Below are 13,668 nucleotides of genomic sequence, written 5' to 3' on the forward strand. Positions count from 1 at the left end.
CTCCGGCACGCCCGGGGCCGCGGCTGCGGGGTTCACCACGACCACCCCTGCGGTCTACCATTGCACCGCTTGCACGCCGATCGAGAACCGGCCGTTCCAGCACGGATGAATCTCCCCGCCACTGCCCAGGAGCCCACCATGCCGATCGTCGAAACCCGCCACGGCCGTCTGCGTGGCAGCCTGCATCAGGGCATCGCGGCATTCAAGGGCATCCCCTACGCCGCACCACCGGTCGGTGCACTGCGCTGGAGGCCGCCGGCCGATCCCCTGCGCTGGAGCGGCGTGCGCGACGCCATCGACTACGGCCCCTGGGCACCGCAGCGCAGCTCCACCCTCGATGGCGTGATGGGCGCAGAGCAGGCGGCGCAGTCGGAGGATTGTCTGACGCTGAATCTCTGGAGCCCCGGCCTCGACCAGACCCGACGGCCGGTGATGGTGTGGATTCATGGCGGCAGCTTCGCCCGTGGCTCGGGTGGGCAGGGGTTGTTCGAGGGTCATGCGCTGAGCCGCCACGGCGACCTGGTCGTCGTCACGCTCAACTACCGCCTGGGGGTCTTCGGCTTCAGCCATCTGGCCACGGCGACCGCCGGCGCAGTTCCCGCCACCGGCAACGAGGGGCTGCTCGATCAGATCAAGGCGCTGCAGTGGGTGCAGGACAACATCGAACACTTTGGCGGCGATCCGCACAATGTCACGCTGTTCGGCGAGTCGGCCGGCGCGATGGCGATCGGCGCCCTGCTGACGTCGCCGGCGGCACGCGGCCTGTTCCACAAGGCGATCCTGCAATCGGGCGCCTGCCACAGCTTTGCCACCCTGGCCTCGGCGCCGCTGCTGGGCGAGGCGCTGCTGAAGGCCACCGGCCTCGACGCCGACCGGCTGTGCATGGCCAGCACGGCAGAGCTGCTGCTGGCGCAGCAGTCGATCGAGCATGGGCAGGTCGAGGGCTACCCGCTGGCACGCATCGGCGGTCTGCCATTTCGGCCGGTGGTCGACGGCACGGTGCTGCCGGTCAGACCCTATGCAGCGATCGAGGCGGGGGTCGCGGCCGGCATTCCGCTGATGGTCGGCACCACCGCCGATGAGTGGCGGCTGTTCGGGGCGCTGCAACCGGCCATCACCGGTCTCAGCGAGGCGAACCTGTTCAAACGCCTGGGCTACTTCATCGACCACGCCCAACTCCCCGCACTGGTCGACAGCTACCGGCAGACACTGGTTGCACGCGGCATCGAACCCACCCCGCCCGAGCTGTTCATGGCGATTCAGACCGACCGCGTCTTTCGCATCCCTGCACTGCGGCTGCTGGAGCGGCAGCAGCCGCATGAGCACCGTCTCTACAGCTACCTGTTCGACTGGAAATCGCCGGCCGCCGGCGGCGCACTGGGCGCCTGCCATGCCATCGAGCTGGCCTATGTCTTCGGCACCCACACCAAGCCGGGCGCCGCCGGCTTCTTTGGCACCGGCGCGGCGGCGGATGCGCTGGCGCGGCAGTGCATGAGCGCCTGGAGCGCGTTCGCCCGCAACGGCGATCCGGGCTGGCCTGCCTATGATTCCGAGCAGCGTGCCACGATGATCCTCGGCGAACGCTGTCGCAGCGAACAGGCGCCGTTCGACCGCGAACGCGCGGCCTGGGAGTCGATCGACGACCTGGCTCTGGGGTCGCTGGCATGATCGGTTCGACCCAGCAATTCACACCCGCTGGAGCATGAGACCCCATGCGCATCTGGTCTCTTCATCCCCGTTACCTCGACACCAAGGGCCTGGTCGCCCTCTGGCGCGAGGCCCTGCTGGCACAGGCCGTGCTGGCCGGGCAGACCCGCGGCTACCAACGCCACCCGCAACTGCTGCGCTTCTCGCGCAGTGCCAATCCGGATCATGCCATCGCCAGCTACCTGCGGGCAGTCCATGCCGAAGCGACCCACCGCGGTTACCGCTTCGATGCCGCCAAGATCGGTCCGGGTGAGGTGACGACGCCCATGCCGGTGACGCAGGGACAACTGCTGTACGAGTGGAGCCACCTCGTCCGCAAGCTGCACACACGCGCACCAGCCTGGCTCGACGGGCTCGACAGCGTGGGGCAACCCGATCCCCACCCGCTGTTCAGGGTGGTGGCCGGCGAGATCGAACCCTGGGAAGTGATCACGGCACAGTGAGATCCCGATGCTGACCGGCACCCTCCATCCCCTCTGGCTGACCGTGCTGCTGCTGTCGCTCAGCAATGTCTTCATGACCTTCGCCTGGTATGCCCATTTGAAGGCGTTGAGCCACAAACCCTGGATCGTCGCCGCACTCATCAGTTGGGGCATCGCCCTCTTCGAATACCTGCTGCAGGTGCCCGCCAACCGCATCGGCCACAGCGTGCTGTCGGTCGCCCAATTGAAGATTCTGCAAGAGGCCATCACCCTGACGGTCTTCGTCCCCTTTGCGCTGTTCTACCTGAAGGAGCCGCTGAAGCTCGACTACCTGTGGGCCGCGCTCTGCGTGCTGGGGGCGGTCTACTTCATTTTCCGCAGCCGCTGGAACGCCATTTGATATGCTGTCATGCGTCACAGCCGCATGACCCGCCATCCACCCGAAGTCACCGCCGATGAACCAATTCGCCTCCTCTCCTTTTCTGCAAAACCTCCACACCCTGCTCGGCAGCGGTCTGCTGACCGATCCGGTCGAGTGTCATCCCTATGGCGGCGACTGGAGCCGGCAGCATGAGCCCGCGCCACTGGCGGTGGCGCTGCCGCGCAGCGTCGACGAAGTGGTGACGCTGGTGAAGCTGGCGCGCGAGTTCGGCGTGGCGCTGGTGCCTTCGGGCGGACGCACCGGCCTCAGTGGCGCGGCGGTGGCCGCCCACGGCGAGCTGGTGGTCGCTTTCGACCGGATGCAGCGCATCCTCGATTTCAACCCGATCGACCGCACCGTCACCGTCGAGGCCGGGCTGGTGACCGCGCAGTTGCAGCAGTTCGCGCAGCAGCAGGGGCTGTTCTATCCGGTCGATTTCGCCTCGGCCGGCTCCAGCCGCATCGGCGGCAACATCGCCACCAATGCCGGCGGCATCAAGGTGATCCGCTACGGCCTGACCCGCGACTGGGTGGCCGGACTGAAGGTGGTGACCGGCAGCGGTGAACTGCTCGAGCTGAACCAGGGGCTGATCAAGAATGCCACCGGCTACGACCTGCGCCACCTCTTCATCGGCTCCGAAGGCACCCTCGGGCTGATCGTCGAGGCCACGCTGCGGCTGACGCTGCCGCCACGACCGCTCAAGGTGGCGGTGCTCGGCGTGCCGGGGCTCTCCGCCATCATGGAGGTGCTCGCAGCCTTTCGCAGCCGGGTGGCCCTGACCGCCTTCGAGTTCTTCTCCGAGGCCGCACTCACCCACGTGGTGCAGCGCACCGGCCTGCCACGCCCCTTCGAAGAGGCCACCCCCTACTACTGTCTGGTGGAACTGGAGTGCGAGCCACATGAAGAGGCGCAACTGCTGGCCTGCTTCGAGCACTGCCTCGAATCAGGCTGGGTCAGCGACGGCGTGATCAGCCAGAGCGAGGCGCAACTGCGCAACCTGTGGCGGCTGCGCGAGGACATCTCCGAGACCATCGCCCCCTTCACCCCCTACAAGAACGACCTGGCGGTGCGCATCTCGGCCATCCCGGCCTTTCTGCAGGCGGTCGATGCACTGGTACAGCAGCACTATCCCGAATTCGAGGTGATCTGGTTCGGCCACATCGGCGATGGCAACCTCCACCTCAACATCCTCAAACCGGCCAACTGGGAGAAGAGCGCCTTCTTCGCCGAATGCGCCAAGGTCAGCGAACTGATCTTCGCCGAGGTGAAGCGGGCCGGCGGCAGCATCTCCGCCGAACATGGCGTGGGTCTGCTGAAGAAGCCCTACCTCGGCTACAGCCGCGCCCCGGCCGAGATCGCACTGATGCGCGGCATCAAGGCGGCCTTCGACCCCGATGGCATTCTCAACCCCGGCAAGATCTTCGATTGACCTGGGGCCGCCCGGCAGGTCCCCCGCAGCACCACGGAGCAGACCGATGAGTCACCCACCCCATTGGCAGCATGGCGGCGCGACACCCTGGCCGCTGGGCAAGATCCTCTGCGTCGGCCGCAACTATGCCGAACATGCCCGCGAGCTGGGCAATCCGCAGCCGGCGGAACCGATCCTCTTCATCAAACCCGCCACGGCGGCCGTAGACTTCAAACGCCCCTGGTCGATTCCGACCGACCGGGGCGCCTGCCATGTCGAAACCGAACTGGCGCTGCTGATCGGTCAGCCGCTGCGCCGGGCAGCCGCGGAGCAGACCATGGCGGCGATCGCCGGCTACGGCATCGGGCTCGACCTGACGCTGCGCGAGCTGCAGAACCGCCTGAAGCAGGCCGGCCACCCCTGGGAGGTGGCCAAGGCCTTCGACGGCAGTTGCCCGCTCACCCCCTTCATCCCGGCCGCCGAACTGGGCGACCCGACACGACTGTGCTTCACGCTCGAACTCAATGGCCGACCGCAGCAGCGCGGTGACGTGACACAGATGCTGTTTTCGATTCCGCAACTGCTGCAGACGATGAGCCACCACTTCACCCTGCTGCCCGGCGACGTGGTGCTGACCGGCACCCCGGCCGGCGTCACTGCGCTGCAACCGGGCGACCGGTTGCGGTTGACGCTGGCCCAGCACCAGTGGCAGGGCGAGGTGGCGGCAGGCTGAGGCTTGTTATCCTTGGCTGCGCGCCCTTTGCTTGCCGCTCACCTCGTGCGGCCGATGATCGCACCGGAAAAAGAGAGATCGGAGCGCGGAAATGGCGACAGACCACGGTTCATTCAATATCGCAGTTTGGGAAAGCGCCTTGATCAAGAATGGGAAACCGTGGTCTGTCCCCGATTCTGCAGTCCGTCCCCGATTCGGTCCCGGATGCTGTAGTTCAACCGCCGGATGTGGGCGCGTACCTCATCCAGCAGCTTCGGCTTGGATGCCCCGCCGGAGGCGTGGTCGACAATCGTTTTGGGGTGTACTACCACGTTTGACATGACGCTTAACCTCGGTATAGCCTTGCCCGGCAAGATATTAGACACCCGTAAGGTGTAAAACAAGCCACCTTTTGGGGTGTCCATTTATAGTTAGCCACCAAGAAGGTGCCATGAAAACATTTGCCGCATATGTAATTATCGCGTGTCTTTCGAGTACGGCATTAGCTGGTTCAATTACAGAAAATACGTCTTGGAACAAAGAGTTCTCTGCCGAAGCCGTCAATGGTGTCTTCGTGCTTTGTAAAAGTAGCAGTAAATCCTGCGCTACCAATGACTTAGCTCGTGCATCAAAGGAATATCTTCCAGCATCAACATTTAAGATCCCCAGCGCAATTATCGGCCTAGAAACTGGTGTCATAAAGAATGAGCATCAGGTTTTCAAATGGGACGGAAAGCCAAGAGCCATGAAGCAATGGGAAAGAGACTTGACCTTAAGAGGGGCAATACAAGTTTCAGCTGTTCCCGTATTTCAACAAATCGCCAGAGAAGTTGGCGAAGTAAGAATGCAGAAATACCTTAAAAAATTTTCCTATGGCAACCAGAATATCAGTGGTGGCATTGACAAATTCTGGTTGGAAGGCCAGCTTAGAATTTCCGCAGTTAATCAAGTGGAGTTTCTAGAGTCTCTATATTTAAATAAATTGTCAGCATCTAAAGAAAACCAGCTAATAGTAAAAGAGGCTTTGGTAACGGAGGCGGCACCTGAATATCTAGTGCATTCAAAAACTGGTTTTTCTGGTGTGGGAACTGAGTCAAATCCTGGTGTCGCATGGTGGGTTGGGTGGGTTGAGAAGGAGACAGAGGTTTACTTTTTCGCCTTTAACATGGATATAGACAACGAAAGTAAGTTGCCGCTAAGAAAATCCATTCCCACCAAAATCATGGAAAGTGAGGGCATCATTGGTGGCTAACAAGTCGCTCAAGGTCGCTCCCTGCGGTCGCTGGACAGTCCCAGTCGGCGCATGCTTCGCATTTTATGCGCCGCCTGTGCCTGCCCCTTAGCTCCAACGTTAGCGCCCGCAAGAAATCGTGAGGTAATCATGTACATTCCGCCCGGCTTCAATACGATCACGCCGTACTTTTTCGTCAAGGGTGCCGACCAATTCGTTGCGTTCCTTGTCAAAGCTTTTGGTGGCATCGAAGTGCTTCGCAGCTTGCGCCCCGACGGCTGCATTGCCAATACGCAGGTTCGCATCGGCACATCCACCATCATGGCAAGCGAGGCTGGCGGCCAGTACGCACCCATGCCAATGGCTTGCTACATCTACGTCGAGAACGCTGATAAGGCTATGGAACAGGCGCTTGCGGCCGGGGGCACGCTGGAAATGGAGGTCAGCGACATGCCCTATGGCGACCGTCAAGGCGGCATCAAAGATCCGCATGGCAATATCTGGTGGGTCTCTGAGCGCCTTGTCCACGCGCCGTATTCAACGTGAGCGTGCGGGCTCTAACATGTCAATGCAGCGGACGCGGTTCCCGCGCCGCTGATTTCCGGCGTTAGGCGCCATGCCCCAAATCAGAGGTAGCTAAAATGCACATCGCCATACTCACTTTCCAAGGCTTCAACGAGCTCGACTCCCTCGTGGCGCTCGGCGTGCTTAACCGAATCAAGAAACCAGACTGGCGCGTCACGCTCTGCTGTCCGGAGAGCGCAGTCACTTCAATGAACGGCGTGACCGTGCATGGGCAGTCAACCCTTGCGGAAGCGGTTTCCGCTGACGCGGTTATTGTCGGCAGCGGCATCAAAACGCGAGAGGTCGTAAACGACTCAGCCGTCATGTCGGCTCTGCGCCTGGATCCCGCGCGCCAGCTTATCGGAGCGCAATGCTCCGGTACGCTCATCCTTGCCAAGCTTGGCATACTCGCCAACGTTCCTGCATGCACCGATCTCACAACCAAACCCTGGGTACAAGAAGCCGGGGTTGAAGTACTGAACCAACCCTTCTACGCATCGGGCAACATCGCCACCGCCGGAGGTTGTTTCGCGTCGCAATATCTGGCCGCATGGATTATTGCCCGCGCCGAGGGCAACGAAGCCGCCAAGGAAGCATTGCATTACGTGGCCCCGGTTGGCGAGAAGGACGAGTACGTTTCAAGAGCAATGAAAAACATAGAGCCGTATATCGGTACGGTAACGCCTAACCATGCGCTGCACCGGACTCCGCTTCGCTCCGCCGGTGAGCTTGGTCGTTAGGCCACTGCGGATCTAACGTCGCAGCTGCCCTTTATGCGAGAAAATCCGATCCATCTGCTTCTAGATTAAGCGGTTACTCGGCCGACTATTCGTCGTACCCAGGGAGCCACGATTGCGACAGTTGGAAAGGCTACCGGCCATGTCGTTAGACAGCTTCTGAGCCACTGTGCAGGGAATCCGGACTGCACCCCCTGTGAGATCGCGAGGACGAAGGCCGACACGATGCAGACCATGATGGCCGAGAGTAAGGCACTGAAAAGGATTGGTGCAAAACGAGCGGGAATACGCATTGAATTCTCCTGAGTTTGGTTGACCTAAATAAGAAAATTGTTGTTGGTTGGACCGCGTTTCAAGTAATGAGGCTCTGCAGTCGGAGAATTGGGGACAGACCACGGTTTCTTCGGTTTCCTGCCGCTCAGCGTACCACAGTAGTAGGGTGGGCAAAGGCCGCCAGGCCGTGCCCACGCGAAACGGGGCCAGAACCAGCGTGGGCACGCTGCGCTTTGCCCACCCTCTTCTTCTGCTTCGGGGATAGCTCAAAACCACGGTTTCTCCTGTTTCCGGACGCTCAGCGCACCATGGCAGCGGCAGCCCGATAACGCTTCACCCCTTCATCGGTGGCCAGCAGCAACAGGTCGGCCGGACGCTGGGCGAAGAGGCCATTGCAGACCACGCCGGTGATGTTGTTGATCCGCTGCTCCATCTCGCGTGGTACGTCGATGCGCAGGTTGTGCAGGTCGAGAATGATGTTGCCATTGTCAGTCACCACCCCCTCGCGATAGACCGGATCCCCGCCCAGCTTGACCAGTTGGCGGGCAACATGACTGCGCGCCATCGGGATCACCTCGATCGGCAGCGGGTAGCCGCCGAGCAGATCGACATACTTGCTCTGGTCGGCAATGCAGATGAACTCGCGGGCCACCGCTGCGACGATCTTCTCCCGGGTCAGGGCGCCACCACCGCCCTTGATCATCTCCAGCCGGGGGTTGATCTCATCGGCGCCGTCGACGTAGAACTGCAACTCCGCCACGCCATTCAAATCGTAGACCGGGATGCCATGCTGGCGCAGCCGCGCCTCGCTGGCCTGTGAGCTGGCCACCGCGCCATCGAACTGGCTCCTGATGCCGGCCAGCAGGTCGATGAAGTGGTTGGCGGTCGAACCGGTGCCGATGCCCACCACGCTGCGGTCATCGAGCCGAGGACGCAGATGGTCGAGCGCTGCCTGGGCGGCAGCCAGTTTCAAGTGGCTCTGATCCATGCGGCCTCTCCTGTTGCTTCTGGGAATGGGCCGCCATTATAGCGCCTGCAAGGTCCGACGCCGGCCGCCGCTGCCGGCAGGATGCGCGCCTGACACCACATGCCTTTTGCTTGGCAGTGCGCTTTCTGGTATAAAGGTCACCCTTTTTTCTGGATGCGGCCCAGGGGCGTAACGAAGATGTCGAGAGTCTGTCAAATCACCGGGAAACGGCCAATGACTGGCAACAATGTCTCCCATGCCAACAACAAAACCCGGCGCCGGTTCGAGCCGAATCTGCACTACCACCGCTTCTGGGTCGAGTCGCAGAAGCGCTTCGTCAAGCTGCGGGTCTCGTCGAAGGGCATGCGCATCATCGACAAGGTCGGCATCGATCAGATACTGGCCGACCTGACCGCCCGTGGCGAGAAGTTCTGAGCCCAGACCCACCTGAATCAGGAGAGATCCGATGCGTGACAAGATCAAACTGCTCTCAACCGCCGGCACCGGCCACTTCTACACCACCGACAAAAACAAGCGGACCATGCCCGAGAAGATGGAGATCAAGAAGTTCGATCCCATCGCCCGCAAGCATGTGATCTACAAGGAAGCCAAGATCAAGTGATCTGATGCGGCCAGCTCACCCTGGCCATCGGACCGGCAAACAAAAAGCCCGCCTGCGACAGCCGGCGGGCTTTTTGTTTGCTTGCTTGTTGGCTACAGTCGCATCTCGATGCCATGCGCCGCCATGTAGCGCTTGGCATCGGGAACGGTGAACTCGCCAAAGTGGAAGATGCTGGCGGCCAGCACGGCATCGGCCTGGCCGATCAGCACACCATCGACCAGGTGTTGCAACGTGCCAACCCCGCCCGAGGCGATGATCGGAATCGGCACCGCCTCGCTCATCGCGCGGGTCAATCCAAGGTCGAAGCCGATGCGGGTACCATCGCGGTCCATGCTGGTCAGCAGAATCTCACCGGCACCGAGCTGCTGCATCCGCACGCCCCACTCGATGGCGTCGATGCCGGTGGGCTTGCGTCCGCCATGGGTGAAGATCTCCCAGCGCGCCGGCTCATCGTCACCACTGACCCGCTTGGCGTCGATGGCGACCACGATGCACTGCGCGCCAAAGCGTTCGGCCGCCTCGGAGACGAAGTGCGGATTGGAGACCGCCGCGGTGTTGATCGCCACCTTGTCGGCACCGGCGTTGAGCATGCGCCGGACATCCTCGATGGCGCGGATGCCGCCGCCGACGGTGAGCGGAATGAAGACCTCCCCGGCAATCGCCTCGACCACCTGCACCATGGTGGCACGGTCTTCATGGCTGGCGGTGATGTCGAGAAAGGTCAGCTCGTCCGCCCCCTGCTGGTCATAGCGGCGGGCAATCTCGACCGGATCGCCGGCATCGCGAATCTCGACGAACTTGACCCCCTTGACCACCCGGCCACGGTCGACGTCGAGACAGGGAATGATCCGTTTGGCGAGACCCATGTCGGTCACTCCTCGCTGTCGGCCAACCGCTGCGCCGCGGCCAGATCGAGGCTGCCCTCGTAGATCGCCCGGCCGGTGATCGCGCCGATGATCCCGCTGCTGGCCACCTTTTTGAGCGCACGAATGTCGTCGATCGAGGTGACACCGCCGGAGGCGATCACCGGAATCGCGGCAGCCCGCGCCAGTTCGACGGTGGCCTCGATGTTGACCCCCTGCATCATGCCGTCACGGCCGATGTCGGTGTAGATCAGCGCGCTGACACCGCAGTCGGCGAACTGTCGCGCCAGTTGCACCGCCTCGATGCCCGACTGCTCGGCCCAGCCTTCGGTCGCCACCCTGCCGCCCCGGGCATCGAGCCCAACCATGATGTGCCCCGGAAAGGCACGGCAGGCCTCGGCAACGAAGCTCGGCTGCTTGACCGCCTGGGTGCCGATGATCAAATGACTGACCCCGGCCGCCAGATAGCGCTCGGCGGTCTCCAGGCTGCGGATGCCACCGCCGATCTGGATCGGCAGTTGCGGAAAGCGGCGCGAGATCGCCGTGATGATCTCGCCATTGACCGGATTGCCGGCAAAGGCGCCATTGAGGTCGACCAGATGCAGCCGCCGGGCGCCGGCCGCCACCCAGTGGGCCGCCATCGCCAGCGGGTCCTGCGAGAAGACCGTGCTCTCCTCCATGCGTCCCTGCCGCAGGCGAACACATTCGCCATCCTTCAGATCGATCGCGGGAATGACCAGAAAGGTCATGATGTGACTCCTTCAACAACGGCGGCGCCATCCCAGCGGCTGAAGTTGCGCAGCAGGGCCAGCCCGGCCTGCTGGCTCTTCTCGGGATGAAACTGCACCGCAAAGAGGTTGGGGCTGGCCATGGCGGCGGCAAAATCGACCCCATAGTGGCACTGGCCGACGACCTGATCGGCACGCGCCGCCTCGACATAGTAGCTGTGGACGAAATAGAAACGGCTGCCATCGGCAATGCCGCTCCAGAGTGGATGGGGCTGTTGCCATACCCGGCTCCAGCCCATGTGCGGCACCTTCAGCCGGCTGCCATCGGCCTCGAGCAGCGGCGCACCGAAGTGGCGGACCCGCCCCGGCAGCAGTCCGAGGCAGGTGACACCGCCATTCTCCTCACTCGACTCGAGCAGTGCCTGCAGACCGACGCAGATCGCCAGCAGCGGCTTGCGCTCGATCACCTCCGGCAACAACTGGTCGATGCCAAGACGGCGCATCTCGCCGATGCAGTCGCGGATGGCCCCCACCCCCGGCAGCACCACCCGATCCGCCGCCAGAATGGTGCGTCGATCGGCCGTGACTTCGACCTTGGCAGCGGGCGCGACATGCTCGAGCGCCTTGGCGGCCGAGTGCAGATTGCCCATGCCATAGTCGATGATGGCAATACGCTGAGCCATGCCGCGCCTCAAAGGCTGCCCTTGGTCGATGGCGTGCTGCCGGCCATGGCCGGATCGCGGGCGACCGCCATGCGCAGCGCGCGGCCAAAGGCCTTGAAGACGGTCTCGATCTGGTGGTGGGTGTTCTCGCCGCGCAGGGTGTCGATGTGCAGGGTCACCATTGCATGGTTGACGAAACCACGAAAAAACTCCTCGAACAGGTCGACATCGAAGCCGCCGACCGTCGCCCGCCGATAGGGCACCGCCATCTGCAAGCCGGGCCGACCGGAGAGATCGATCACCACCCGCGACAGCGCCTCGTCGAGCGGTACGTAGGCATGGCCATAGCGCTGGATGCCCTGCTTGTCGCCCGCTGCCTGGCGAAACGCCTGGCCGAGGGTGATGCCGATGTCCTCCACGGTGTGGTGGGCATCGATCTGCAGATCACCACGCGCCTGCACATCGAGGTCGATCACGCCATGGCGCGCCACCTGATCGAGCATGTGCTCAAGAAAAGGCACCCCGGTGTCGAACCGGCTCTGGCCGCTGCCATCGAGGTCGATGGCGACCGTGATTTCGGTCTCAAGCGTGTTGCGCTCGACCCGGGCTCGACGCGGATTCAATGTGGCGCTCTCCTTTACTTTGTGATGGTTTACACGACGCAAAGCGCAAAGGCGCGCAGTATAAACCAGCCAGCCAGCCGGCGCCGCAGCAGGCCGCACCGGGCCACCGATTTTACGTTATAGTACTTTGCCCTCCATCTCCACCGCCCATTCGCCGGAGTCCACCATGCCGGTCCTGCTCGAACAGCTCGTCACCCCTTCGGCCCAGGATGTCGCCGATCTGATCAAGATCTACCACGACGACCCCGGCTTTGCCGGCCAGGATGAGGCGAGAATCCAGCGCTTCGTTGAAGAGCGCCTGCAGACGCATTCACTGTATGGCGGGCGCTTCAATGGCCGCCTGCTGGCCGCGATGGTGGTCGACCGGCAAAGCACGCCATGGCGCATGGAACTGCTCTGCGTCCGCTCGCTGACCCGCCGCCGCGGTGTCGCCCGTCGCATGATGGAGCTGATCGAAGCCGAGGCCGCCACCGCTGGTCAGGGGTTGATCGCCACCATCCCGACCGGTGATGCCACCCTGCTGCAACTGGCGCGCAAGGCCGGTTTTCATGTCAAGCAGGTGATGCCGCCGGCCACCATCGAGATCGAGTGGAGCCCGCTGCGAATCGCCTGACTCCACCGGGTCTGCGGACGCCGCCCCTACAGACACCCCAGCTCGGCCAGCGAAATCACCTCGGTGTCGCCCACCACCATGTGGTCGAGCAGTCGCACATCGACCAGCGCCAGTGCGGCACGCAACCGCTGGGTGATCTCGCGGTCGGCCTGACTCGGCTCGGCAATGCCGGAGGGGTGGTTGTGCGCCAGAATCACCGCCGCTGCGTTGAAATGGAGCACCCGCTTGATCAGCTCGCGCGGATGCACCTCGGCACTGTTGATCGAGCCCTTGAACAGCTCCTCGAAGGCGATCATCCGGTGGCGGTTGTCGAGATAGAGCACCATGAAGACCTCGCGCTCGAGATGACGCAGGCGCGAGCTCAGAAAACGCCGCGTCTGCGCCGGCGAGGTGAGCGCATCGCCACGCTCAAGCCCCTGCTGCAGGTGGCGGCTGCTCATCTCCAGCACGGCCTGAAGCTGCACATACTTGGCTTCGCCAAGGCCGGAGCCGCGGCAGAAACGTTGCAGATCCGCCTCCAGCAGCGGCCGCAGGCCACCAAACTCGACCAGCAGCTCGCGCGCCAGATCGACCGCGCTCTTGCCGCGCACGCCGGTGCGCAGAAAGATCGCCAGCAACTCGGCGTCGGAGAGTGCAGCAGCACCGCGCATCAACAGTTTTTCGCGGGGCCGTTCGGCCGCCGGCCAATGCTTGATCGACATCGAAAACCTCCCTGCATTCGGCTCCATGCCGCCAATTATCCATCGGGCGGCAGCGCACGCACAGCGCCGTGGTGTGGCAAACCGTCACGCCGCACCCGACCTGAAAAAATATGAACCCGGGTCTTTGACAGCATGACATGCCCTCCTTATAATTGCCGACTCTTTTGGGTGAGGCTGGGGCTATAGCTCAGCTGGGAGAGCGCTTGCATGGCATGCAAGAGGTCGGCGGTTCGATCCCGCCTAGCTCCACCACCACACCCGACAGCCGAGAGTCCCCTTCGTCCAGCGGTCAGGACACCGCCCTTTCACGGCGGGAACAGGGGTTCGAATCCCCTAGGGGACGCCACTTGACTGGCTTCATCTCCTTGAGACTCTCCACCCTGCAGGCCGATCGGCCTGTTTCGATCCGTTGCA

18 protein-coding genes and 2 tRNA genes are annotated in these 13,668 nt (G+C 62.9%); 13 read left to right on the forward strand and 7 right to left on the reverse strand.

From position 1 onward, the window contains the following. Positions 1 to 138: 138 nt before the first annotated feature. From H7A13_05155 to H7A13_05190, 8 genes are all read left to right on the forward strand, one after another. Positions 139 to 1,668, forward strand: a complete 1,530-nt coding sequence (locus tag H7A13_05155) for a carboxylesterase/lipase family protein (GenBank protein MCP5332730.1) — start codon at positions 139 to 141, stop codon at positions 1,666 to 1,668. A gap of 44 nt (positions 1,669 to 1,712) precedes the next feature. Beyond that, positions 1,713 to 2,150, forward strand: coding sequence for a DNA lyase (locus tag H7A13_05160; GenBank protein ID MCP5332731.1), 438 nt, complete (start codon positions 1,713 to 1,715; stop codon positions 2,148 to 2,150). Positions 2,151 to 2,157: 7 nt separating this feature from the next. Further along, positions 2,158 to 2,529, forward strand: coding sequence for a DMT family protein (locus H7A13_05165; protein MCP5332732.1), 372 nt, complete (start codon positions 2,158 to 2,160; stop codon positions 2,527 to 2,529). Positions 2,530 to 2,584: 55 nt separating this feature from the next. Beyond that, positions 2,585 to 3,979 carry an FAD-binding oxidoreductase gene (locus H7A13_05170; protein MCP5332733.1) on the forward strand — a complete coding sequence of 465 codons (1,395 nt, stop codon included), beginning with the start codon at positions 2,585 to 2,587 and terminating at the stop codon, positions 3,977 to 3,979. Between the two features lie 46 nt (positions 3,980 to 4,025). After that, positions 4,026 to 4,691 carry a fumarylacetoacetate hydrolase family protein gene (locus H7A13_05175; GenBank protein MCP5332734.1) on the forward strand — a complete coding sequence of 222 codons (666 nt, stop codon included), beginning with the start codon at positions 4,026 to 4,028 and terminating at the stop codon, positions 4,689 to 4,691. Positions 4,692 to 5,121: 430 nt separating this feature from the next. Further along, entirely contained in the window at positions 5,122 to 5,922 is an 801-nt protein-coding gene (locus tag H7A13_05180; GenBank protein MCP5332735.1) for an OXA-10 family oxacillin-hydrolyzing class D extended-spectrum beta-lactamase OXA-17, read from the forward strand. A gap of 129 nt (positions 5,923 to 6,051) precedes the next feature. Next, complete coding sequence (locus H7A13_05185) at positions 6,052 to 6,447, forward strand: VOC family protein (GenBank protein ID MCP5332736.1); 396 nt, start codon at positions 6,052 to 6,054, stop codon at positions 6,445 to 6,447. A 95-nt stretch (positions 6,448 to 6,542) separates the two neighbouring features. After that, the gene (locus tag H7A13_05190; protein MCP5332737.1) at positions 6,543 to 7,205 is read left to right on the forward strand and encodes a DJ-1/PfpI family protein; all 663 of its coding nucleotides are present in this window, start codon (positions 6,543 to 6,545) and stop codon (positions 7,203 to 7,205) included. Positions 7,206 to 7,270: 65 nt separating this feature from the next. On the opposite strand, the gene H7A13_05195 is transcribed toward H7A13_05190, so the two are convergent. Beyond that, a complete protein-coding gene (locus H7A13_05195; GenBank protein ID MCP5332738.1) occupies positions 7,271 to 7,489 on the reverse strand; it encodes a DUF2798 domain-containing protein in 219 nt (72 codons plus the stop codon). A 284-nt stretch (positions 7,490 to 7,773) separates the two neighbouring features. After that, positions 7,774 to 8,463 (reverse strand): ribose-5-phosphate isomerase RpiA, encoded by a 690-nt coding sequence (gene rpiA / locus H7A13_05200; GenBank protein ID MCP5332739.1) that lies wholly within the window; start codon positions 8,461 to 8,463, stop codon positions 7,774 to 7,776. A gap of 177 nt (positions 8,464 to 8,640) precedes the next feature. Between rpiA and rpmB the strand changes: the two genes are divergently transcribed. Continuing rightward, positions 8,641 to 8,877 carry a 50S ribosomal protein L28 gene (gene rpmB, locus H7A13_05205; GenBank protein ID MCP5332740.1) on the forward strand — a complete coding sequence of 79 codons (237 nt, stop codon included), beginning with the start codon at positions 8,641 to 8,643 and terminating at the stop codon, positions 8,875 to 8,877. Positions 8,878 to 8,908: 31 nt separating this feature from the next. Next, positions 8,909 to 9,064, forward strand: coding sequence for a 50S ribosomal protein L33 (rpmG, locus tag H7A13_05210; protein ID MCP5332741.1), 156 nt, complete (start codon positions 8,909 to 8,911; stop codon positions 9,062 to 9,064). 92 nt (positions 9,065 to 9,156) lie between these two features. On the opposite strand, the gene hisF is transcribed toward rpmG, so the two are convergent. The 4 genes from hisF to hisB are packed head-to-tail and all read right to left on the reverse strand — an operon-like array spanning position 9,157 to position 11,940. Next, positions 9,157 to 9,930: an imidazole glycerol phosphate synthase subunit HisF gene (gene hisF / locus H7A13_05215; protein MCP5332742.1), complete on the reverse strand. Its 774-nt coding sequence runs from the start codon at positions 9,928 to 9,930 to the stop codon at positions 9,157 to 9,159. A gap of 5 nt (positions 9,931 to 9,935) precedes the next feature. After that, complete coding sequence (gene hisA / locus H7A13_05220) at positions 9,936 to 10,676, reverse strand: 1-(5-phosphoribosyl)-5-[(5-phosphoribosylamino)methylideneamino]imidazole-4-carboxamide isomerase (protein ID MCP5332743.1); 741 nt, start codon at positions 10,674 to 10,676, stop codon at positions 9,936 to 9,938. Continuing rightward, positions 10,673 to 11,338, reverse strand: a complete 666-nt coding sequence (gene hisH, locus H7A13_05225) for an imidazole glycerol phosphate synthase subunit HisH (GenBank protein ID MCP5332744.1) — start codon at positions 11,336 to 11,338, stop codon at positions 10,673 to 10,675. Before hisH ends, hisA begins: the two co-directional genes overlap by 4 nt. Positions 11,339 to 11,346: 8 nt before the next feature. After that, positions 11,347 to 11,940: an imidazoleglycerol-phosphate dehydratase HisB gene (gene hisB, locus H7A13_05230; GenBank protein MCP5332745.1), complete on the reverse strand. Its 594-nt coding sequence runs from the start codon at positions 11,938 to 11,940 to the stop codon at positions 11,347 to 11,349. 166 nt (positions 11,941 to 12,106) lie between these two features. Between hisB and H7A13_05235 the strand changes: the two genes are divergently transcribed. Further along, complete coding sequence (locus H7A13_05235) at positions 12,107 to 12,553, forward strand: acetyl-CoA sensor PanZ family protein (GenBank protein MCP5332746.1); 447 nt, start codon at positions 12,107 to 12,109, stop codon at positions 12,551 to 12,553. Positions 12,554 to 12,579: 26 nt separating this feature from the next. On the opposite strand, the gene radC is transcribed toward H7A13_05235, so the two are convergent. After that, positions 12,580 to 13,254, reverse strand: a complete 675-nt coding sequence (gene radC, locus H7A13_05240; GenBank protein ID MCP5332747.1) for a DNA repair protein RadC — start codon at positions 13,252 to 13,254, stop codon at positions 12,580 to 12,582. Between the two features lie 176 nt (positions 13,255 to 13,430). On the opposite strand from radC, the gene H7A13_05245 reads away from it, so the two are divergent. Both H7A13_05245 and H7A13_05250 read left to right on the forward strand, forming a co-directional pair. Beyond that, positions 13,431 to 13,506, forward strand: a tRNA-Ala gene (locus H7A13_05245). Positions 13,507 to 13,525: 19 nt separating this feature from the next. Next, positions 13,526 to 13,600 (forward strand) — tRNA-Glu (locus H7A13_05250). The last annotated feature ends 68 nt before the right edge of the window (positions 13,601 to 13,668 follow it).

The sequence above is a fragment of the Pseudomonadales bacterium genome, assembly GCA_024234215.1.
Taxonomy (GTDB): Bacteria; Pseudomonadota; Gammaproteobacteria; order Pseudomonadales; family UBA5862; genus JACKOQ01.

Coding starts and splice junctions, on each gene's coding strand:
- H7A13_05155 (MCP5332730.1), top strand. CDS start 139: ATGCCGATCGTCGAAACCCGCCACGGCCGTCTGCGTGGCAGCCTGCAT.
- H7A13_05160 (MCP5332731.1), top strand. CDS start 1,713: ATGCGCATCTGGTCTCTTCATCCCCGTTACCTCGACACCAAGGGCCTG.
- H7A13_05165 (MCP5332732.1), top strand. CDS start 2,158: ATGCTGACCGGCACCCTCCATCCCCTCTGGCTGACCGTGCTGCTGCTG.
- H7A13_05170 (MCP5332733.1), top strand. CDS start 2,585: ATGAACCAATTCGCCTCCTCTCCTTTTCTGCAAAACCTCCACACCCTG.
- H7A13_05175 (MCP5332734.1), top strand. CDS start 4,026: ATGAGTCACCCACCCCATTGGCAGCATGGCGGCGCGACACCCTGGCCG.
- H7A13_05180 (MCP5332735.1), top strand. CDS start 5,122: ATGAAAACATTTGCCGCATATGTAATTATCGCGTGTCTTTCGAGTACG.
- H7A13_05185 (MCP5332736.1), top strand. CDS start 6,052: ATGTACATTCCGCCCGGCTTCAATACGATCACGCCGTACTTTTTCGTC.
- H7A13_05190 (MCP5332737.1), top strand. CDS start 6,543: ATGCACATCGCCATACTCACTTTCCAAGGCTTCAACGAGCTCGACTCC.
- rpiA (MCP5332739.1), bottom strand. CDS start 8,463: ATGGATCAGAGCCACTTGAAACTGGCTGCCGCCCAGGCAGCGCTCGAC.
- rpmB (MCP5332740.1), top strand. CDS start 8,641: ATGTCGAGAGTCTGTCAAATCACCGGGAAACGGCCAATGACTGGCAAC.
- rpmG (MCP5332741.1), top strand. CDS start 8,909: ATGCGTGACAAGATCAAACTGCTCTCAACCGCCGGCACCGGCCACTTC.
- hisF (MCP5332742.1), bottom strand. CDS start 9,930: ATGGGTCTCGCCAAACGGATCATTCCCTGTCTCGACGTCGACCGTGGC.
- hisA (MCP5332743.1), bottom strand. CDS start 10,676: ATGACCTTTCTGGTCATTCCCGCGATCGATCTGAAGGATGGCGAATGT.
- hisH (MCP5332744.1), bottom strand. CDS start 11,338: ATGGCTCAGCGTATTGCCATCATCGACTATGGCATGGGCAATCTGCAC.
- H7A13_05235 (MCP5332746.1), top strand. CDS start 12,107: ATGCCGGTCCTGCTCGAACAGCTCGTCACCCCTTCGGCCCAGGATGTC.
- radC (MCP5332747.1), bottom strand. CDS start 13,254: ATGTCGATCAAGCATTGGCCGGCGGCCGAACGGCCCCGCGAAAAACTG.